Annotated in this window: 18 protein-coding genes; 1 reads left to right on the top strand and 17 read right to left on the bottom strand. The window is 63.3% G+C overall.

Translation table 11 applies throughout. From position 1 onward, the window contains the following. Positions 1 to 9: 9 nt before the first annotated feature. From L858_RS0108850 to uvrC, 15 genes are all read right to left on the bottom strand, one after another. Positions 10 to 981 carry a type II secretion system F family protein gene (locus L858_RS0108850; RefSeq protein WP_022682793.1) on the bottom strand — a complete coding sequence of 324 codons (972 nt, stop codon included), beginning with the start codon at positions 979 to 981 and terminating at the stop codon, positions 10 to 12. Positions 982 to 985: 4 nt separating this feature from the next. Further along, positions 986 to 1,987 (bottom strand): type II secretion system F family protein, encoded by a 1,002-nt coding sequence (locus L858_RS0108855; protein ID WP_022682794.1) that lies wholly within the window; start codon positions 1,985 to 1,987, stop codon positions 986 to 988. Beyond that, the gene (locus L858_RS0108860; RefSeq protein WP_022682795.1) at positions 1,987 to 3,348 is read right to left on the bottom strand and encodes a TadA family conjugal transfer-associated ATPase; all 1,362 of its coding nucleotides are present in this window, start codon (positions 3,346 to 3,348) and stop codon (positions 1,987 to 1,989) included. The genes L858_RS0108855 and L858_RS0108860 overlap by 1 nt, the downstream gene beginning before the upstream one ends. Then, positions 3,348 to 4,559: a CpaE/TadZ family protein gene (locus tag L858_RS0108865; protein WP_238564948.1), complete on the bottom strand. Its 1,212-nt coding sequence runs from the start codon at positions 4,557 to 4,559 to the stop codon at positions 3,348 to 3,350. Before L858_RS0108865 ends, L858_RS0108860 begins: the two co-directional genes overlap by 1 nt. A gap of 20 nt (positions 4,560 to 4,579) precedes the next feature. Next, positions 4,580 to 5,215 (bottom strand): TadE/TadG family type IV pilus assembly protein, encoded by a 636-nt coding sequence (locus L858_RS0108870; RefSeq protein WP_022682797.1) that lies wholly within the window; start codon positions 5,213 to 5,215, stop codon positions 4,580 to 4,582. Next, a complete protein-coding gene (locus L858_RS21260) occupies positions 5,212 to 5,733 on the bottom strand; it encodes a TadE/TadG family type IV pilus assembly protein (protein ID WP_338010738.1) in 522 nt (173 codons plus the stop codon). The genes L858_RS0108870 and L858_RS21260 overlap by 4 nt, the downstream gene beginning before the upstream one ends. Positions 5,734 to 5,739: 6 nt before the next feature. Further along, a complete protein-coding gene (locus L858_RS19895) occupies positions 5,740 to 7,350 on the bottom strand; it encodes a pilus assembly protein TadG-related protein (protein WP_022682798.1) in 1,611 nt (536 codons plus the stop codon). 21 nt (positions 7,351 to 7,371) lie between these two features. Then, positions 7,372 to 7,650 (bottom strand): hypothetical protein, encoded by a 279-nt coding sequence (locus L858_RS0108885; protein WP_022682799.1) that lies wholly within the window; start codon positions 7,648 to 7,650, stop codon positions 7,372 to 7,374. Between the two features lie 14 nt (positions 7,651 to 7,664). After that, positions 7,665 to 9,185 carry a type II and III secretion system protein family protein gene (locus L858_RS0108890; protein ID WP_022682800.1) on the bottom strand — a complete coding sequence of 507 codons (1,521 nt, stop codon included), beginning with the start codon at positions 9,183 to 9,185 and terminating at the stop codon, positions 7,665 to 7,667. Then, positions 9,172 to 10,143, bottom strand: a complete 972-nt coding sequence (gene cpaB / locus L858_RS0108895) for a Flp pilus assembly protein CpaB (RefSeq protein WP_081643331.1) — start codon at positions 10,141 to 10,143, stop codon at positions 9,172 to 9,174. Before cpaB ends, L858_RS0108890 begins: the two co-directional genes overlap by 14 nt. A gap of 26 nt (positions 10,144 to 10,169) precedes the next feature. After that, positions 10,170 to 10,352 (bottom strand): Flp family type IVb pilin, encoded by a 183-nt coding sequence (locus tag L858_RS0108900; protein ID WP_022682802.1) that lies wholly within the window; start codon positions 10,350 to 10,352, stop codon positions 10,170 to 10,172. A 1,018-nt stretch (positions 10,353 to 11,370) separates the two neighbouring features. Next, a complete protein-coding gene (locus L858_RS0108905; RefSeq protein ID WP_022682803.1) occupies positions 11,371 to 12,153 on the bottom strand; it encodes a DUF2569 family protein in 783 nt (260 codons plus the stop codon). 212 nt (positions 12,154 to 12,365) lie between these two features. Next, positions 12,366 to 12,665, bottom strand: coding sequence for a GIY-YIG nuclease family protein (locus L858_RS0108910; RefSeq protein ID WP_022682804.1), 300 nt, complete (start codon positions 12,663 to 12,665; stop codon positions 12,366 to 12,368). Between the two features lie 384 nt (positions 12,666 to 13,049). Then, a complete protein-coding gene (locus L858_RS0108915; protein WP_022682805.1) occupies positions 13,050 to 14,705 on the bottom strand; it encodes a sensor histidine kinase in 1,656 nt (551 codons plus the stop codon). A gap of 105 nt (positions 14,706 to 14,810) precedes the next feature. Then, positions 14,811 to 16,721 carry an excinuclease ABC subunit UvrC gene (gene uvrC, locus L858_RS0108920; protein WP_022682806.1) on the bottom strand — a complete coding sequence of 637 codons (1,911 nt, stop codon included), beginning with the start codon at positions 16,719 to 16,721 and terminating at the stop codon, positions 14,811 to 14,813. Between the two features lie 175 nt (positions 16,722 to 16,896). Between uvrC and L858_RS0108925 the strand changes: the two genes are divergently transcribed. Then, positions 16,897 to 17,952, top strand: coding sequence for an NAD(P)-dependent alcohol dehydrogenase (locus L858_RS0108925; RefSeq protein ID WP_022682807.1), 1,056 nt, complete (start codon positions 16,897 to 16,899; stop codon positions 17,950 to 17,952). Between the two features lie 107 nt (positions 17,953 to 18,059). Here the strand turns inward: L858_RS0108925 and L858_RS0108930 are convergent, their stop codons facing one another. Together L858_RS0108930 and L858_RS0108935 are read right to left on the bottom strand one after the other, a co-directional pair. Then, positions 18,060 to 18,674: a F0F1 ATP synthase subunit B family protein gene (locus tag L858_RS0108930; protein ID WP_022682808.1), complete on the bottom strand. Its 615-nt coding sequence runs from the start codon at positions 18,672 to 18,674 to the stop codon at positions 18,060 to 18,062. Further along, positions 18,667 to 19,161 carry a F0F1 ATP synthase subunit B family protein gene (locus L858_RS0108935; RefSeq protein WP_022682809.1) on the bottom strand — a complete coding sequence of 165 codons (495 nt, stop codon included), beginning with the start codon at positions 19,159 to 19,161 and terminating at the stop codon, positions 18,667 to 18,669. The genes L858_RS0108930 and L858_RS0108935 overlap by 8 nt, the downstream gene beginning before the upstream one ends. Positions 19,162 to 19,219 lie beyond the last annotated feature (58 nt).

The raw sequence follows: 19,219 nt of genomic DNA on the forward strand, positions 1-19,219 counted from the left end.
TCCCCCTCGCTATCTCGTCATGACAGGCAGGATTTCCCGCACCACCCGCACCACCGCCGGCAGCATCAGCACGCCGATCATCACCGGCAGCATGCACGCGACCAGCGGCACTGACAGCAGCACCGGCAGTCGGTGTGCCTTCTCCTCCGCCCGCATCCGCCGCTTTTCCCGCATTTCGGCGGCATAGACACGCAGCGTCTGCCCCACGCTCGACCCCAGCTGGTCCGACTGGATCAGCAGCGTCGCGAAGGATCGGATCTCGTCCACGTCCACCTCATCCGCCATCCGCCGCAGCGCATCGGCCCGGCTGCGCCCCGCGCGCAGTTCCAGCACCACCTTGCCCAGCGTCGCCGACACCAGCGGATGCGCAAGCGCCAGTTCGCGGCCCACACGGTCCATCGCCGCCTCCAGCCCCAGCCCCGCCTCGACGCACACCAGCATCAGGTCCAGCGCGTCAGGAAAGCCGTGGACGATCGCCTCCTGCCGCCGCGCCGCCTTGGCCGAAATGAACAGGTTGGGCAGGTACAGCCCCAGCACCGCGATCGATACCGCGAAGAAGTAGAGCTTCATCGGGCTCGGCGGCTCGGGCTTGCTCAGCGCCAGCGTCACGAAGAGAGCCGGCAGCACAAAGGTCAGCACCAGCCGGATGAAGGTGAATATCTTCGGCGCTTCGGGCGAGCCATAGCCCGCCGCGATCAGCTTCTTGCGCAGGCTGTCATTCTTCGTGTCGACCAGCGAGATGCCCATCTTCTCGATGCCGTCGACCAGCTTCTTCCATTCGCTATTGTTGCGCTCGCCCCGCAGGCTGTGCCCGCTCCCCTGCGCCGCGCGCGTGCCGTCGCTCACCACGTCGAGCCGGCTGCGCACCTTGGCATTGCGCGCGATCATCTCCGATATGCCATAGACCAGCGCGACGATGCCGATGAACAGCAGGATCAGCAGCACCGGGCGCAACTGGGCAGTAAGGGCGAAGTTCAACATCAGATCAAACCTTCAGATCGACCATGCGGCGAATGGTGACGAACCCGATCATGTAGAGCATGATGAGCCCGGAAAAGCCGAAGATGAACATCTTGTCCTGCGCCACATCCAGGTAGAAGGCCGGGTTCAGCAGGAACAAGGCGACGAACGCGAGGATCGGAAGCGCGGTCAGCATGATCGCGGTCATCCGCCCTTCGGAACTCAGCGCCCGAACCTTCATGAACAGGCTCGCCCGCTCGCGAATGACGCCGGAGAGGTTCTCCAGGATTTCCGCCAGATTGCCGCCCGTCTCGCTCTGCACCGACAGCGAGATCACGAACATATGCATCTCGTTCATGTCCCACCGCTCGGCCATGCGCTGCAACGCATCGCGCAGGTCGGAGCCGTACGTCACCTCATCGACCACGATGCCGAACTCGCTGCCGATCGGGTCGCGCATTTCCTTGGTCAGCAGTTCCAGCGCCGCCGCGATCGGATGCCCCGCCCGCAAGCCGCGCACGAACGTATCGAGCGCGACCGGAAACTGCTCCTCCATTTTCTTGCGCCGCCGCTGGCTGAGCCGCGAGAGCACCATCATCGGCAGCGCGATGCCCAGCGCGCTCGCAAAGGCCAGCGCCATGATCAGCATGCCCGACGTCACGCCATAGCCCGCCGTCATGCCCCCGATCATCACGATCAGGAACAGCACGCCGGTCGCGATCCCCATCAGCGTCAGCACCGCGCGCGCCGCGATCGTCAGCCCCGCACCATGCAGCGTCCGCAGCACGCCAAGCCCCATCCGCCCCCATATCGTGGCGGAATTGAAGCTCAGTTCTTCCGAATTGCGCCGCAGCTTCGACAGGACTGTGCTGCGCTCATAACCGGCGGCGATCATCTTCAGCCGCTTGTTGACGACATGGTCCGTGCCCGCCCGCGCGCGCATCCAGCCCGATATGCCCTCGATCAGCAGGATCACCGCCGCGAACAGCAGCACCAGCACGAAAATACGGATATAAAGCGGGTTCATCACTGCACCACCGCGTCGGGACGGAACAGGTCGGGCGGCAGGCTGATGCCGCGGTCGGCCAGTTCGCTCATGAATTTGGGCCGGATGCCGGTCGCCTCGAAATGGCCCCTCACCATGCCGTTCTCCTCGCGCCCCGTCATCTTGAAGCGGAAGATTTCCTGCATGGTGATCACCTCGCCCTCCATGCCCGTAATCTCGGATATGCTCATCAGGCGGCGGCGGCCGTCCGACAGGCGCCCCACCTGCACGATGACGTTCAACGCCGAAGCGATCTGCGCCCGCGCCGACCGGGGCGAGATATCGATCCCGCTCATGCCGATCATCTGCTCGACACGCGAGAGCGCATCGCGCGGCGTGTTGGCGTGAACCGTCGTCATCGACCCGTCATGGCCGGTGTTCATCGCCTGCAGCATGTCGAACGCCTCCCCGGCGCGCACTTCGCCCACGATGATGCGATCGGGCCGCATGCGCAGCGCGTTCTTGACCAGATCGCGCTGAGTCACCTCGCCGCGTCCCTCGATATTGGCCGGCCGCGTCTCCAGCCGCGCGACATGGCGCTGCTGCAGCTGAAGTTCCGCCGAATCCTCGATCGTCACGATCCGCTCATGCTCGTCGATCGCCGCCGACATGGCGTTGAGCAGCGTCGTCTTGCCGGAGCCCGTGCCGCCCGAAATCAGCACATTGCGCCGAGCCGCCACCACCGCCGCCAGCACCTGCGCCATCGGCGCGGGCACGCTGCCGAACTCCGTCAGCCGCGCCATGCTGATCGGCACCTTGGCGAACTTACGAATCGAGAGCAGCGACCCATCTACAGCCAGCGGCGGTACGATCGCATTGACGCGCGACCCGTCGGCAAGCCGCGCATCGACAAAGGGCGAAGCCTCGTCCACGCGCCGTCCGACCGCCGCGACGATCTTCTGGATGATGCGCAGCAGATGCTTCTCATCCTTGAAGCGCGTCGCCGTTTCCACCAGCCGCCCGTTGCGCTCGACGAAGACCAGCTTGTGGCCGTTCACCAATATGTCGGTGACGCTATGATCCTTCAGCAGCGGCTCGAGCGGCCCCAGCCCCAGCAGCTCGTCCAAAATATCGGACACCAGCCGCCGCCGTTCTTCAAGGTTCAGCGCATGCTTCTGCAACGCCAGCTGCTCATGCACGATCTCGCCGACCTCGGCCTCGACCTGCGCACGCGACATATTTTCGAGCGCCGACAGGTTGATGATGTCGATCAGCTTCTGGTGCAGCGCGACCTTCAATTCGGTGTTGCGGTCATCCTCCCAGGGGGACGTCACCTCACCAAAGGCGTCCTCGCGCGCGTCTTCCCGCCCCTCGCTGCCCTTTTCCTTCCGGATCTGCCACATCAGCTTTTCTCCGCCTGGGTCGAGGCCGCAGCGGCCTCAACGCAGCAATCGACGATATCCTGCAAATCCTTGCACACCTTGCTGCGCGCCTTCAGCTCCTGGATCAGCACGCCCTGATCCAGCGCCGAGCTCACCAGCGGAAAGTCGTTCGCGATGCTGAGCGACACCGGATGATCCAGCGCCGCCGCCGCATCCTCCAGCCCGATCGCGCGGAAGAATTTCTTCTCCACGCGATTGGCGATCACATGGATGCGCGACGGGTCGATATCCTGGCTCTTCAGCAGCGCGATCTGCCGCCGCGCCTGCCGCAGGCTGGCGATGGTCAGCTCGACCACCAGGAAGATCACTTGCGAGCGCGCCACCAGCGACATCGACCAGTTGGTCCAGTTGCCAGGCAGGTCCAGATAGACGGTGTCGAAGCTGCGCTGCGCCAGTTCGATCACGCGGAACACCTGATCGGGGTTCACCGCCTCGATCGGCATGATCTCGGCCGGCGCCGTCACGACGCGCAGGCCCGTGCTTGCCTCCACCGTCACCGTGCGCAGCAATTCGCGATCGACCCGGCTCCCGCTCGTCAGCAAATCCGCCAGCGTCAGCGGCGAAGTGATGCCCATGAAGGTGCCCGCATTGCCGAACTGTATGTCGAAGTCGAACAGGCAGACTTCGCCGCCCTCCTTCTTGACCGCCTGCGCATGAAGGCTCGCCGCCTGCGTCGCGATGGTCGTCGCGCCGACACCGCCGACGCTCTTGATGATCGACACCAGCTGCCCGGTCTTCACCGCCGCGCCGTTGTCGGCCGCAATCGCCGCGCGCAGATCGTCCAGGATCGCCGTCAGCTCGCTCGCCTGCAACGGCAGCGACACGACGTCATCGATCCCGCTCCGCAGCAGCGCCCGCACGACCGGCACCTGCGCATCCCGCACCGCCGCCACCAGCTTGAGCTTCGGATGCCCCGTCCGCAGCGCGATCAGCCGCTTCATCGAAGCATCGCTGTCCGGCTCCACCTCCAGGATGATCGCCTTCGCCTCCGCCACGATCGGCGCCGGCAAAGCCGCATCGGCCGGCAGCATGGAAAGCGCCAGGGCCTGCCCGCTCAACCGATCCCCCAGGATATCGGAAGCCTGCACCTCGCGCTCGGAGAGAATGAGGTGGATCCCCTCATCCCCGACATTGAGGGTCCAACTCTCCGCGGGTTCCGCTGCGTTCGTCACGATGCCCAAGATCTTGTTCCTCAATTTGAGCTTAAGCCACGGCTATCTTCGAGCGTCAGCGCTGAACTAAAGCTCGGCAACGTTAGCTGACCCCCAAAAAGTTGTAATAAAGTAGGCGTGAAGGTGAGGTTTCTGACTTCCACCGTCACGATCGGTGCTATGTCGGCTCCGTTCGGATCACCTGCATATCCCAAGCCGGACGGCTTATACGCAATGCGGATGTTGTTTGCCGTTAGCTCGGGAAAGAAAAGATGCATGCGGTCAGCAATGCGAGCGAACGGGCTGGTGGTGCCGGAAGCGGCTGTTGCCCCCCAGGGGCAACTACCAGATGTGCAACTGCACGACACAGCCACGCTAGTGCCTGAACTCGTGCACGTCATCGTACCGTAGGCCGTCGATGGGATAGCATCGCCCTGTGTCAGGCCGCCCGTCCCCACGAAGCTGAAGGTGGACAAGCCGCTCGGCACCGGATCGGTGACGACCGCGAAGCGCGCTCCCATCTGCGTTGCCTTCTCCGCCCTGTTCCAGGTCCACATGAGCCGACCGACATCTAGTATGCCGATCAGGAAGATAAGGAGTAGCGGGAGGACCAGCGCGAATTCCGCGGCAGAACTACCGACGCGATTTCGGCCGAGGCGATACAGGAAATCGCTCATAGCCCAGCCACCGCAGCCTGTGATTCTGCATTCAAGGTGAGGTTTGAACCCAGTATCCCCATACTCTGAAACAAGGAACTATAGGCGAGATTGGATACTGACACTCTGACCCGGGGAACGAAAGCCTGACTTGCATAGACCCCAGCATAGTCCGCATTGCCATTCGTCGTCACGCAATCATAGGTGACAGTGATGCCCGTATTGCTCTGCCAAGACGGCAGGCGCGGACTGCCGCCAGAAGTTACTTGGCCGGTGCGTGTAAGAGCCTGCGTATCCGCAGTCACCGTGCCGCCTGGAGCGAGCCCTGTTCCCGCTGATGAACACGGATAATAGCTGAAGCTCTGTCTTGATGCGTAACGTGCGCCATCGCGCACCGCCTTCACGATCACATGCTCGTTGAGGAAATAATTTCCCAGTTCGAACGATCCGAACATGAGCGCGACTAAGAACGGCAAGACAAGCGCCATCTCCGCGGCGGCAGCTCCACTCTCCGATTTCAAGGCGTTCACGGGTTGCACGATCGCTTACCTCAGCAAATAGGGCACTGCGCGCTGAATGACCTGCGCCTGCGTCTGACCATTGGCACCTGCAGACGTCAACTCGATCGGCTCGACGTAGACATCGCCCGCACTTGTGCGGCTTCGACTTAGAGATGGCTCAACGAGAAACACGTCCATCCATTCCTGGACAGGTACGTTCGTGGAATTGCCGTGAACATTGTTCGCCGTGCAATTGACGACAGCGACCGATATCCTGCGCCGATCCACCGCCGTTCCGCCAGGTATGATGCCGGCGCCATAGCCTTCAGACGAACTGCATACAGGTGCATCATAATCCGTCAGCGCATTGGCTCCGCTGCCCGAGGCCACGCGCGAGCCCAAAATCGTTCTGCCGCCGATATTTTGTCCACGGTGCGCAATTTCCCAGGCATAGACATGGTAACGGCTAGCGTAGTTGGATGCTGTCGGCAAAACTGCTGCCGACAAGCCGGTATTGGTCGGCCAATCCGTGGAACTCCAGCCATAATTTGCTCTGAAATACGCGTCGCGGTCCCACGCTCCATTTCCGATCGGACCAGAGCAGTAGCCCGTGGTGGAAGAATCCACTGCATGGCACATGTCCCGCGGGTGCCCCATGGCTAAGGGCGTCATCGTGGACGACAGAGGCGACGTCGCTGAGCTAGGCAGATACCGGCCGGACGAAGCCACTTCCTGCCAGCCCTGATTATGGATCGCGCAGGCGTTGTTGCCGCTTGCGTTGGCGGGACGAACCACATCCTTGATCGAGTTGATTGAAGCCGGGCAGTTCCCCCCCGTCGGACACGACACATTGCTATCGTAGATGTCGAACCGGGTGTTCAATGCATCGGTCACACTGACCGTAGCCCCCGGCTTGGTGTCAACTCCCGTTGCTTCTACGCAATCTCCAGGGGGTGCTGTCCATCCCAATGCCTCACGCAGCCCGGGCGCACCGTTACTGCCTCCACCAGTGTTCAAGTAGCCGAAATTCCCTGGCGCCCAGCCGCCATTTCCACTGCCTACGGACACAAGCTTCAATCCCCTGCCCACAAGGGTCGATATATCGAATGTCGAATTGCTGCCCGTTTCCTGGGGATTGCAAATCATCACGGGGGGAACCTTGCAGATTGCTTCCCCAAGCCCTGCTACTGCCGAAGCATTGATCTGACCCGACCGGAACATCTGCACGACAGGTGTCAGAGTGTAGAATGCTTCGCGGGGGCCGACCGAAACTTGCACAAACTTCGCCGCGGCTGGGCTAGTTGTCGTCGTGCCCACATCCGTATCCTGATTATAGGAAGAATAGAATATCAGGTTCGGGATGGTCACGGACCTTCCGGCACTGTTTCCGTCATTGGCGAAGAGGGTTCTGTTTGCGATCAATGCCTGGGCGGCGCTCGTCGCGCGGGTGATTGACGTGGCGCTACCGTCCAGCTGCGTCGCCGCCGCCAGGGCAGCCTGGTCCGCAGCGCTTTGAAGTTCACTGTCCATGCTCGCGAGGCGAGAGTAATCGAACGCGATCCCACCCGCCGCGATCAGTCCAAACAGCGAAAGGGCCACCGTCGGCGCCACTGCACCGCTGGTTGACCGTAGCAGGCTTTTCCGACGGGCGAACATGGCTGCCTTCTCCCAGTTCCGTTACTTACCGCCGCCTGAGCCCGAACCGCCGCCGCTGCCGCCCTGCGTCGTGCGGATGGAGCGCGGCTCCTTCACCTGGCCCTTGCGGTAGCGCTCGACGGCGGCGGCGCTGTGCGTGCCTTCGCCGCCCTCGACCAGAACGCCCTCATGATGCGGGTCCGGGTTCACGACCTGCAGCGCATAGTTGCTGCGCACCGCGCCGCCCATCGTCGGATCGTTGGGCGTGCAGCCCGCCAGCACCGGCATCAGCAGCATCGCGCCAAGGGCTATTCCCCGCATGCTCACACTCCTGCTCATAGCTCATACCCGCTCTGGTTCGCCCCGGCCGGAGCCGCCGGCGAAGGCGCGGCCGGCGCCGGCGCAGCCTTGGGCGCTTCGGGCGGCATCGCGTTCGGATTAAGCGGGTTGATGCCCACCGCCTTGTCGGTCCGTCCCATCAGGAACAGGTCGAGCTCATTGGGATTGCCCACCCGATCGGTCGGCAGCCGCACATCCTCGGCCCGCATCGGCTTCACCAGCCGCGGCGTCACCACGATCACCAGCTCGGTGTCCTGCTTCTGGAAGCCGGTCGAGCGGAACAGCGTGCCGATGATCGGCAGCGATCCCAGGATCGGCAACTGCCGCACCGTGTCCTGGAAGTCGTTGCGCAGCAGCCCCGCAATCGCAAAGCTCTGCCCGTCGCGCAGTTCCACCACCGTCTTCGCCCGCCGCGTCAGCAGGCCGGGAATGACGAGGCCGTTGATCGTCACCGAAGCGGACGGATCGATCGAGCTCACTTCCGGTTCGACCGACAGGCTGATGATCCCGTCGCTCAGCACCGTCGGCGTGAAGCCCAGGCTGACACCGAACGGCTTGAACTCGATGGTGATGCCGTTGCCGCCACCATTGCCCGTGCCGCCGCCACCGCCGCCGCCATTGCCCTGCACCACCGGGATCGGGAACTCCCCGCCCGCCAGGAAGGAGGCCGTCTCACCCGACAGCGCCACCAGCGTCGGCTCGGCCAGCGTCTTGACCAGCCCCTTGCGCTCCAGCGCGTCCAGCGCCGAAAAGACGTTCAGGCTCCCCAGCTTATAGGCCCATGTGCCCACGCCGAAGGTGTCAGTCAGCCCATCAAGCATGATGGTCGGGTTCCGGCCATTATTGGTCGGAATGATCGAGTCCGCCGCCAGATTGCCGATGCTGCCCGCCGTCTTGTTGCCGGTGAAGCTGTGGTTGAGGCCGATCTGCTTCGCCGCCTGCCGGTTCACTTCGGAGAAGCGCACCTCCAGCATCACCTGCTGCGAAGCGCCGACCGACATCATGTTGACGACCTTGTCCTCGCCGCCCGCATAGGTCCGCGCGACCTGCACCGCCCGGTCGATCGCCGCGGCGTTCGACACCGTGCCGGTCAGCACGACCGCGTCATTGGACATGCGCGCGCCGATCTGCTCGCCGGGGATCAGTTCGGACAATTGCCGCTTCAGCGTCACCACGTCCGGCCCGACCGCCACGTCCACCACCGCGATCAGCATGTTGCGCCCGTCATACAGCGTCAGGCTGGTCGTCCCGACCTTCTTGCCCAGCACATAGAGCGAGCGGTTGGTCATCGGCAGGATGTCGGCGATTTCCTGATTGCCCACCAGCGCCTTGGCAAAGGGGCGATCGACCGTCAGCACCTGGCTCTTGTTCAGCGGCACGTCCAGCTGCCCGGCATGGGCGGCGTTGCTCGTGCTGATGGAGGCCGTTTCGGCAAGAGCGGGCGCGACCGGCATCGCCACCCCGGCGGCGAGCGCCGCCACCAGCGCCATCAGGCGCACGGACTTAGCGGGAACCATAGCGCTTCACCTCATAGCTGGTGCCGGTCGTTCCGCGCACGATCTCGATCGAGGAGGTCGCGGACAGGGCGGGCATATTCTTGGGAACCACGCGGCGCGCCACCGGCATCACCGGAGCAGGACGCGCGGGCAGATAGGCCAGGTCGGCGACACGGGCGCGCGGGCCGGCAAAGCCGCCCACATAGGCGCCGTCGCGCAGATCCTCCATGCCCACCGTCTGCACCGCCGGATTGGGCTTGTCGGTCACATTGCGCAGCACCAGCGTCAGCTGCCCCACCTGCTGGCCCAGGACCAGCTTCTGCGCGTCGACCTGGTTGACCTCCAGCGTGGCGGTCTTGCCGACCGCCGGGTCCTTCGACGCGTCATTGGCATTCTGGTCGATGGCGATGACGCGCGTCGCCTGCAGCAGCACGTCGGTGACCTGCTGTGGCTGCTCTCCTTGCATCGCGGGCATCTGGCGCGTCACGAAGACATCGACGGTATCGCCCGGCAGCACGAAACCGCCCGCGGCCGCGACATCGCTGACCCGGACGGCCACGGCACGCATATCGGGGCGCAGCACACCGGACATGGTGGCCCGCCCGCCTTCGGCCGACAATTTGGAGGTAAGAATGGGCTCACCCGCCTCGATCTGGCGCAGCACGACGCGCTGCTTGCCCAGGGAGGTCAGCTGAATAGGATCGCGGAAAGCGCCGGGCGGCACCGATGCGGCGGGCCAGTCCACCACCTTTAACTTCTCAGCCGTGACTTGCGTACCATAGGCGAGCGGCATGGATGCCACAACGATTTTAGCGGTGCCTCCGGGCACAGCAGCACGTTCGTTCTCAGCGCGGCTCAAATAAGCGTTAGCAACGAACACCGCCGCCAAACCAAGAATAACCGCAAGACTAAGAATTATAAGAGATCTACGTCGCCCCACGACACCCCCCCCAATTTTAGAGGTGTTGGAGGCTGGCATCGCTTCCAGCCTCCAACATCTCACAACTAGCAGTTACCCGTCTGAGAATTATTGATGCAGTTCGTGGCAGTGCCCATGGCACCTGTGATCGCGCCGCCCAGCGTAAAGGCAGCGGCCGCAATACCCGTACCGACAATCGCCAGGATCAGCGCATATTCCGCCGCCGAAGCACCGCTCTGGTCATTCCACAGATTCTTGAAGAAGGTCATAGCTTTTACCCCTATTGCGCCGGAAACCATTTCCCGGCCCTGCTCTTGCAAAGCTCTGCGGTTGGGGCCTAGCCACCTCGCGACCCCAGCGGAGATTTTCACTCTCCCTCGCCAGGTAGTTGGCTTGTTCCCGAAGAACTTGAAGCCAAATTGACTTAAAGCCGGAGCAAGTCAACAAGGTAAAAAAAGTCTAAACTTCTCAGCATCTTATGGTCATTTGTTGTTAACCATTTCTGGAAACCAGCTTCATTTCCATAAGTAAACAAAGCCGAAATTTGATATATCCTTGGTTATATATCCAATAGATTTACCCGCTTTATCTCGGCTTTACTTCAATAATTCTTTTGTTCCCGACTAGTAAATCGAACTTAATTTTCGATTCACCAAATTCCATATTGCCGCATTACTTCTTTAGAAAGAAAGTAATATATCGAACTTTCGTTATAAATCCGGACGGAATACTCGTCCTCCGCCCCACCAATTTTGAGCAGAAGAGAAGATGCCGGAAGGGCTTTTTCACCACCCGCCCGACGCTCGACTTTGGGTGCGCGCCTGAGCGGAAAGCGTCGACTCACCGCGAATCAGGAGCGACTCGCCGCGCCGCGATCGGCATGAAATCGGTTCGGCCAAGCGCTGCTGAGGGCCGGTTGAGGCAATAATATGTTCTGCTCAAATGGTTAATCGCAGCGCGCCCCGACCGCCTGCCCTCACCCTCGCCGGGGCGGGGACGACTGATGGTACCCAACGCCAATCCAAAAAGGCGGGACCGGCGCATGACCGGCGTACAAGAACGAAAAGAGCACCCCACCGTCACCCCGGACTTGATCCGGGGTCCCGCTACCTTCGGTCCCACAGCCCTACGATAAGCCGAACGCCGACAGCCCACCCCCACCAGCGCGCGCCCAGCTCTGAAAAGCGGGACCCCGGGTCAGGCCCGGGGTGACGAAAAAGAGGAGGTAATGATGGTGACTTCGACCACGCTGGAACCCCGGACCTAATCGAAGGTCCCGCTACCCTTTCACGCACTCGCGCGGCAGCGGAAGGTCACATTCACCCGCTCCGACAGCAGCAGATAGGGCAGCCAGATCGCCGCGCTGATCAGCACCTTCTTCACATTGCCGGTCAGCATGTCGGCCATCGCCATCTCCACCGCATGTGGCGTATCGCCCACCCCGGCCACCAGCCGCGCAATGCCCAGCTGCGACACAAGGTCGACGCCCCACACCATCACCATGAAGCGCGGGAACAGCGGCACCATGCGCAGCGCCATGGCGAAGGCGAACATATAGAGGCTCGAGAGGATCACCACATCGGCCAGCATCACCGCATAGAGGCTGACGAACCAGCCGGGCGCGAAGCTGCCCAGCGCGGGAATGGCGGTCAGGAACTCCATCGTGCGGACCGGCACGTTGAGCGCGATCCCGACCAGCAGCGACGCCATCAGCCCATAGACACCGAACTGCGACATCTCCCGCGCCTTCAGGCAATCGATCTTGCGCCAGCGCCCGACCTGCGCCAGCCTTATGCTCGGCTGCGCATGGACCTGTCCGGCCGGAAACAACTTCAGCCCCAGCAGCAGGCTGCCCACCGGCGCGCCCACCACCAGCAGATAGGGCAGCAGCCCCGCCCCGCTCGTGAACGGCGTCGCGGCATAGGGGGTCGCGGGAAAGGCCAGCCGCAAGCCGCAGGCAAAGGCGGCCAGCACCACCCACGCCACCAGGATGCGCGGCAGGTTGACCTGCATCGACAGCACCAGCGCGACGCTCTTGCGATAGAGCCGATCCTGCACCGCTCGCACCATGGAAACCGGACCTCCCTGCCGAATGTTCTCCGGGACGGACTATGGGATATGTTGGTAAACGTGTCGTAAATGTCCAGCGCGGCGAAAGGTTCAGGGCTTGGCGACGCGATCGCAAATAGGCGGGACCCCGGCTCAAGCCCGGCGCGACGGGTAGGAGAGGTGTGTTCCTGATACGCGTCACCCCGGACTTGATCCGGGTTCCCGCTAAACCCTCAAACCAGCAGCTCGAACATATCCTGCCAGTCCGGGTTGCCACGTTCGATCAGCTCGAACTTCCAGTCACGCCGCCAGCGCTTCAACCGCTTCTCCTGCTCGATGCAGCTCATCATGTCATCGCCGCGCTCGGCCCACACCAGACGCGCCAGCCCATAGCGCGCACAGAAGTCAGACCCCGCACCGGATCGATGCTGATGAACGCGCGCGGCAAGATCGGCCGTCACGCCCACATACATGGTGCCGCGATACCGATCGGCCATGATATAAACCCAGCCGCCCTGCCGTTCCCGTTCCATCGCTCTCATTTCAGGGTAAGCGGGACCCCGGGTCAAGCCCGGGGTGACGGAGCAGGAAAGGTTTGTTGTTAATCTCGTCACCCCGGGCTCGACCCGGGGTCCCGCTACCTGTCAACAACAGCAGTCAACTCCCCACCCCAGCGAGCATCACGCAACCCGCCCCAACACCCGCGTCACCCCGGACTCGATCAGAAGTCCCACTACCCTGAAATATCAGCAGCCAATCCCCCCACGCCAACCAGCATCAAAGCGACCTCCCCCAACACTCCCGTCACCCCGGACTTGATCCGGGGTCCCGCTTCCTTCGGCCAAGCGCCGCCCTCACCCCGCCAAGCTCCGTCCACAGCAACGCTCCTGCGCGCCCCGCCTTCAACCCCATCCCCGTCACTTGCGCGGTATCGTGATCCGGATCGTCGTCACCCCGCCGATGCTGCGCAGGAACAGTTCGCCGCCCAGCATCTGTATCCGCCGCATCAGCGAGCGCGACGGCACCGCCTCGCTCGACCCCAGCCGCGCCATGTTCGGCACGCCATTGTCGCTCACCTGAAGGGCGATGCGGTTGCCGTCCGGCTCCAGCACGAAGTCGATCGCGCTGGCGCGGGCGTGGCGGACGGCGTTGGAGACGATCTCCCGCACGGCGAAGCTCAGTTCGCGGCCGATGATCGCGCTCGTCGCGCAATTGCCGTCGCGCACCTCCAACTCGCAGCGCACGCCCCATTGCTCGCCCAGCGATCGCACCACCATCGCCAGCGTCTCGGGCAGATAGGCGAAGTCCTCCTCGTCATTTTCGGGATGGATGATGTAGCGCAACGTCGCAATCTGGTCCTTGGCGATGCGGTCCACGCCCTCGATGGCGGCGCGGTGCGGCATGTCGCGGTGCCCCAGCACCGGCGCCAGCTGATAACGGATGCTCGCCAGCGCCTGCAGCACGCTGTCATGCAGTTCGCGTTGCAGCCGCTCGCGCTCGCGCGCGCCGGCGATCACATGCGCCAGGTCCAGGCTGTGCCGCATCATCAGTTCCTCGCACGCGCTTTCGAACACGCGCTGCGCGATGGCGGCTCTGTCCTCTTGGCAGGGATCGTCGAGATGCGCGCCGCCCACGGCCTCGAACCCGCCCCGGCGCACCCCGATCGTCAGCACGCTGTCGGCGCCCAGCATGTCCGCCCAGGCCTCTCCCGCCGGCGAAAGCCTGCCCAGCATGAACACGCCCTGCGGGGAAAGGGTGATCGAAGCATCACGCCGCCGGTCGTGCCAGCCAGTACCCGCCGCCGCGAGCGCCTTATGGGCAGCCGGGCCCGCTCCACCGCCGCCTCCCGCAAAGCGCAGCGGCTCCTGCGCCGCGGTGCGGAACAGCACGGCCCGGGGCTCGGCCCCCGTCGCGGCCTCCAGCGCCTGCAACAGGAACTCGCCCGGTTCGCTGGCGCTCGCGGGCAGGTCGCCCTCCACCAGCCGCCGCATCCGCTCCCGCTCCAGCAGCGTCTCGCGCCGGGGGCCGAGCAGCATGCCCGTGGTCAGGATCGTCACCAGCAGGAAGCAGATGCGCAGCGCCGTCCGCTCGCCATCCGGCTCGGGCGGCAGCGCCGCGACCTCATCCACCCAGTTGAACGCCAGCGCCGCCGCCACCGCGCCCAGCGCCAGCAGCAGGTGAAACCGCCGCCCGATGATCAGCGCGACCTCGATCACGATGAAGAAGATTCCGGGAAAATAGGGGCTGTTGGGCGGATCGGTCACGATCAGCAGCGCGGAAAAGAGCAGCGCGTCGATGATGATGACGGGCTTGCGGATGCGCATGGCGACGACCCAGGACCGCGACGATTCCACCGCCGCCGTCACCGCCAGCGCCAGCATCAGCAGGACGAGGATATGCTCCGCGTTGTCGGCCCAGGACCGGTCGCTCGAAAAGGCGAAGGAGCCAGTCGTGTAGATCGCCGCCAGCAGCAGCCGGGTGAAGTCGACCGCCTGCCATGGGCGGAGCGGCGACAGGGCAAGGCGGCTGTTCCACCTCTTCACCCAGCCCGTCTTCTCGCCGCGCCCCTGCATCGCGTGATCACACTCCCAAGATGCGCGCGTTCCAACTCTTTTATGGAATCCCTTATGGGAAGGAATTCACTCCCGCGTCAAATCCGACTTCTTCTCGCAACTTCCTTAATGGAAATAGTCATAAACCTGCTGAGCCACCGCCTTCGAAACACCCGGCGCCTTCAGCAAATCCTCCAGCGCAGCACTTTTCACCGCCTTCGCCGTTCCGAAATGCATCAGAAGCGCCTTCTTCCGGGAAGGCCCGATCCCCGGCACCTCGTCCAGGGAACTGACGGTGATCGCCTTGCTCCGCTTCTGCCGATGCGCCCCAATCGCAAAGCGGTGCGCCTCATCCCGCAACCGCTGAAGGTAGAACAGCACCGGATGATTGAGCGGGAAGGTGATCTCCCGCCCATCGGGCATATGAAACACCTCACGCCCTTCCCGACCATGATGCGGCCCCTTGGCGATGCCGATCATGCAGACATCCTCGATGCCCATATCTTCCAATATGGCCCGCGCCGACGACAATTGCCCCTTGCCCCCGTCGATCAGCACCAGGTCCGGCCACTCACCGCTGTCGCGATCCGGATCCTCGCGAGCGGCCCGGCCAAAGCGCCGTTCGAACATCTCCCGCATCATCGCGAAGTCGTCGTTCGACGTTTCGGGATTTTTCATGTTGAACTTGCGGTAGGCGCTTTTCCGGAAACCCTCCGGCCCGGCGACGACCATCGCCCCGAGTGCATGACTTCCCTGAATATGGCTGTTGTCGTAAATCTCTATGCGGTCCGGTACACCGTCCAGCCCGAACGCCTCTACCATCTCCTCCAGAACCTTGGCCTGCGTCGTCGTCTCGGCCAGCCGACGGTCCAGCGCTTCGACCGCATTGCGCTGCGCCTGCTTAATGAGGCGGGTGCGGTCGCCGCGTTGCGGCACCTCAATCCGCACCTTCGACCCGATGCGCTCGCCCAGGGCCTGCGCCATCAGTTCGCATTCGGCGGGCGCGCGATCCGACAGGATCAGCTTGGGCGGCGGCACTTCCTCGTAAAATTGCGCCATGAAGCTCGCCAGCACCTCATCCTCGGCAACCTCCGCAGTATGGACCGGGAAAAAGCTGCGATGCCCCCAATTTTGGCCGCCCCGGATGAAAAAGGCCTGGATACACATCGACCCGCCCTTGGTCGCAAGCGCAAAGACATCGGCATCCCCCAGGCCCTCGGCATTGATCGCCTGGCTGCCCTGGATGAACGTCAGCGCCTTCAAGCGATCGCGCAGCACCGCCGCCTGCTCGAAGTCCATCGCGTCAGACGCCGCCTGCATCGCCTCGCCCAGCTTCTTCTGTACGGCAGTCGACTTGCCGCCGAGGAAGTCCTGCGCATCCTTGACCAGTTCCGCATAGCTCGACCCGTCGATCCGCCCGACGCACGGAGCCGAACAGCGACGGATCTGGAACAGCAAACAAGGGCGCGACCGGTTCGCGAAAAAACTGTCGGTGCAGCTTCTCAGCAGGAACAGCTTCTGCAGCGCGTTGATCGTTCGCGTGACCGACCCTGCACTGGCGAAGGGGCCGTAATAGCGGCCCTTATATTTGCGCGCGCCGCGATGCTTCTGCACCCGGGGATAATCATGATCCTCGCGCAGCAGGATGAAGGGGAAGCTTTTGTCATCGCGCAGCAGCACATTATAGGGCGGCCGGAACCGCTTGATCAGCTGCGCCTCCAGCAGCAGCGCCTCCGCCTCGCTATTGGTCGTGACGATGGTCATCGACCGCGTCTGCGCGACCATCCGCTGCAATCGCTTTGGTAGCCGGTCGACCTGCGTATAGTTGGTCACGCGATTTCGCAGCGCCCGCGCCTTGCCGACGTAGAGCACGTCGCCGCGCGCATCCTGCATGCGATAAACGCCCGGCCGCGTCGGCAGTGTCTTCAGCGTCGTCCTGATCGCCTCCACGCCTGCCTCTATGTCGGGCTGGCTCCCCGTGACGGTGAAGGTGGCCTTGTCTTCGTGAAACCGGTCTGGCGATTGGGGGCGCGACATGCGGCAGAGATAGCGGCACGGGAACGGAGCGCAATGGGAGGGACCTAAATTCTGCGGCCCTGTTGATCGTGAACCGCCGCTTCCTATCTGTCATCCGCCGCCTTCTTTGCTGCGGCAATCATTCCTTCCCTCGCGCTCCCTTCAGGGAGGCCGCTTCTCAATGAAAGGGCCCACCATGGTCGTGAAAGCCTATGGCGCTTATGCAGCCGACAAGCCGCTCGAACCGATCGATATCGAACGCCGCGCCGTCGGCGCTCAGGATGTGCAGATTGCGATCGCTTATTGCGGCGTCTGTCATTCGGACCTTCATCAGGTCCGCTCCGAGTGGGGAGGGACTCGCTACCCCTGCGTGCCCGGCCATGAGATCGTCGGCCATGTGACCGCCATCGGCAGCGAAGTCAGCCGCTTCAAGGTCGGCGATACGGTCGGCGTCGGCTGTATGGTCGATAGTTGCCAACATTGCTCCCCGTGCGACGAAGGGCTTGAGCAATATTGTGCAAACGGCTTCGTCGCCACCTACAACGGCCCGACCCAGCACGCTCCCGGCCATACTCTCGGCGGCTATGCGCAAAGCATCGTCGTCAGGGACAAGTTCGTCCTGAAGATCAGTCATCCCGCGGAGCAACTCGCGGCGGTCGCACCCCTGCTCTGCGCCGGCATCACCACCTATTCACCTTTGCGTCACTGGAACGCTGGCCCCGGCAAGAAGGTAGGCATCGTCGGCATCGGCGGGCTCGGCCATATGGGCGTCAAGCTGGCGAGCGCAATGGGTGCCCATGTCGTCGCTTTCACCACGTCAGAAAGCAAGCGGCAGGACGCGCTGGACCTCGGCGCCGATGAGGTCATCATTTCGCGCGACTCCGCGCAGATGGCGGCGCACGCAAACAGCTTCGACTTCATCCTGAACACAGTGGCCGCCAGCCACAACCTCGACGCGTTCACCAGCCTGCTGAAGCGCGATGGCACGATGTGCCTCGTCGGCGTGCCGGAACATCCGCACCCGTCGCCCAATGTCGGCGTGCTGATCTTCGGCCGCAAATCCATCGCGGGATCGCTGATCGGCGGTATTGCCGAGACGCAGGAGATGCTCGATTTCTGCGCAGAAAAGGGGATCACGGCGGAGGTCGAGATGATCCCGATGCAGGATATCGAATCCGCCTATGACCGGATGCAGAAGAGCGATGTCAAATATCGCTTCGTCATCGACAACGCGACGCTCGCGAACAGCTGAGCATTGAGCCAGCGCCCCTTCTGGGGCGCCGGACGAGATGAGTGAGCCAACAAAAAAAGGCCGGCGCGAACGTCGCACCGGCCTTTTTTCGTAATCCGACAGGCCCGTCAGGCGCTAGCGCCCAGTCCGTTGATCGCGCTGTTGACCAACGCCTTGTCGGCATTGGCATCGTGGCCTTGTGCAATCAGCGTCGCCGCCGCGCTCGTCGCAGCCGTCACAGCCTTGGTGCGAATATCGGCGATCGCCGCCCGTTCAGCCGCGCCGATCTTGTCTTCGGCCATCTTCTGACGACGCACCACCAGCGCAGCGGCGTTGGTCTTCGCGTCCTCCAGCAGCGTGACGGCTTCATGTTCGGCCGACTTGCGCATGGCCTCGGCTTCGTTCGCAGCTGCCGCGAGTTTTGCCTCATATTCCGCCTTCAGCGCTTCGGCTTCCGCCCGCAGCTTGGAGGCTTCATCGAGTTGCGTCCTGATCTGTGCGATCCGGCCGTCCAGCGCTCCGCCGATCAGCCCCGGAACCTTCTTGAGAAGAAGGATGAGGATGAAGACGGCCATTGCCAGGCTGACCCAAGCTGTCGCGTCCATCCCGACCGCCTTTGGATCGGTGTGCGGTACGACGCCTTCATGGGCGACCGTGCCAACCGGCTCTAGTCCTTCGGAATGGACCGCTTCGTTCAGATGCGGGGCTCCCGCCTCGCTATGCTGTGCTGCTGCCTCAGCCATGGGCCAGTGCCGCCTTTACTGCGTTGCGGGCTGCTTCATCCGACGCGCTGACGCCGGAGATGCGAGCCACCATGTCACGCGCTGCATCAGCGGCGACGGTTTCAATCTCTGCCATGGCTGCCGTGCTTGCAGCCTTGATACGTGCTTCGGCCGCGCTGATCCGGCCAGCGATTTCCGCGTCGGCGGCAGCCAGCTTCGCCTCCGAAGCCTTGGCCGCTTCCGCTTTCGCCTTTGCCAGAGTGGCTTGGGCAGCGGTGCGGTTTTCAGCGTCGCGGGTGCGATAATCTGCTTCGGCTTCATCGGCGCGGGCGAAGGCCGCCTTGGCGGCATCCAGATCGCCGGTGATCTTCGCGTCGCGCGCATCGGCCGTCGCCTGGACCTTTGGCACCATGCCAAGGCCGATGACGAAGAAAACGAAACCGAAGGTCAACAGCAGCCAGAAGATCTGCGATGAATAGGTTTCGGCAATTTGCGCGATTTGAGGCATTTTTCGGTCCGTCCGATCAGGCGCGTCAGTCATAGGACGGGCATGGAAGGCCGCTTGG

It is taken from the genome of Sphingobium bisphenolivorans (assembly GCF_000412635.1).
Lineage (GTDB): Bacteria > Pseudomonadota > Alphaproteobacteria > Sphingomonadales > Sphingomonadaceae > Sphingobium > Sphingobium bisphenolivorans.

Excerpts from the sequence above, each read along its gene's own strand:
- L858_RS0108850 (WP_022682793.1), bottom strand. The coding sequence starts at position 981 with ATGTTGAACTTCGCCCTTACTGCCCAGTTGCGCCCGGTGCTGCTGATC.
- L858_RS0108855 (WP_022682794.1), bottom strand. The coding sequence starts at position 1,987 with ATGAACCCGCTTTATATCCGTATTTTCGTGCTGGTGCTGCTGTTCGCG.
- L858_RS0108860 (WP_022682795.1), bottom strand. The coding sequence starts at position 3,348 with ATGTGGCAGATCCGGAAGGAAAAGGGCAGCGAGGGGCGGGAAGACGCG.
- L858_RS0108870 (WP_022682797.1), bottom strand. The coding sequence starts at position 5,215 with ATGAGCGATTTCCTGTATCGCCTCGGCCGAAATCGCGTCGGTAGTTCT.
- L858_RS19895 (WP_022682798.1), bottom strand. The coding sequence starts at position 7,350 with ATGTTCGCCCGTCGGAAAAGCCTGCTACGGTCAACCAGCGGTGCAGTG.
- L858_RS0108885 (WP_022682799.1), bottom strand. The coding sequence starts at position 7,650 with ATGCGGGGAATAGCCCTTGGCGCGATGCTGCTGATGCCGGTGCTGGCG.
- L858_RS0108890 (WP_022682800.1), bottom strand. The coding sequence starts at position 9,185 with ATGGTTCCCGCTAAGTCCGTGCGCCTGATGGCGCTGGTGGCGGCGCTC.
- cpaB (WP_081643331.1), bottom strand. The coding sequence starts at position 10,143 with ATGCCAGCCTCCAACACCTCTAAAATTGGGGGGGGTGTCGTGGGGCGA.
- L858_RS0108900 (WP_022682802.1), bottom strand. The coding sequence starts at position 10,352 with ATGACCTTCTTCAAGAATCTGTGGAATGACCAGAGCGGTGCTTCGGCG.
- L858_RS0108905 (WP_022682803.1), bottom strand. The coding sequence starts at position 12,153 with ATGGTGCGAGCGGTGCAGGATCGGCTCTATCGCAAGAGCGTCGCGCTG.
- L858_RS0108910 (WP_022682804.1), bottom strand. The coding sequence starts at position 12,665 with ATGGAACGGGAACGGCAGGGCGGCTGGGTTTATATCATGGCCGATCGG.
- L858_RS0108915 (WP_022682805.1), bottom strand. The coding sequence starts at position 14,705 with ATGCAGGGGCGCGGCGAGAAGACGGGCTGGGTGAAGAGGTGGAACAGC.
- uvrC (WP_022682806.1), bottom strand. The coding sequence starts at position 16,721 with ATGTCGCGCCCCCAATCGCCAGACCGGTTTCACGAAGACAAGGCCACC.
- L858_RS0108925 (WP_022682807.1), top strand. The coding sequence starts at position 16,897 with ATGGTCGTGAAAGCCTATGGCGCTTATGCAGCCGACAAGCCGCTCGAA.
- L858_RS0108930 (WP_022682808.1), bottom strand. The coding sequence starts at position 18,674 with ATGGCTGAGGCAGCAGCACAGCATAGCGAGGCGGGAGCCCCGCATCTG.
- L858_RS0108935 (WP_022682809.1), bottom strand. The coding sequence starts at position 19,161 with ATGCCTCAAATCGCGCAAATTGCCGAAACCTATTCATCGCAGATCTTC.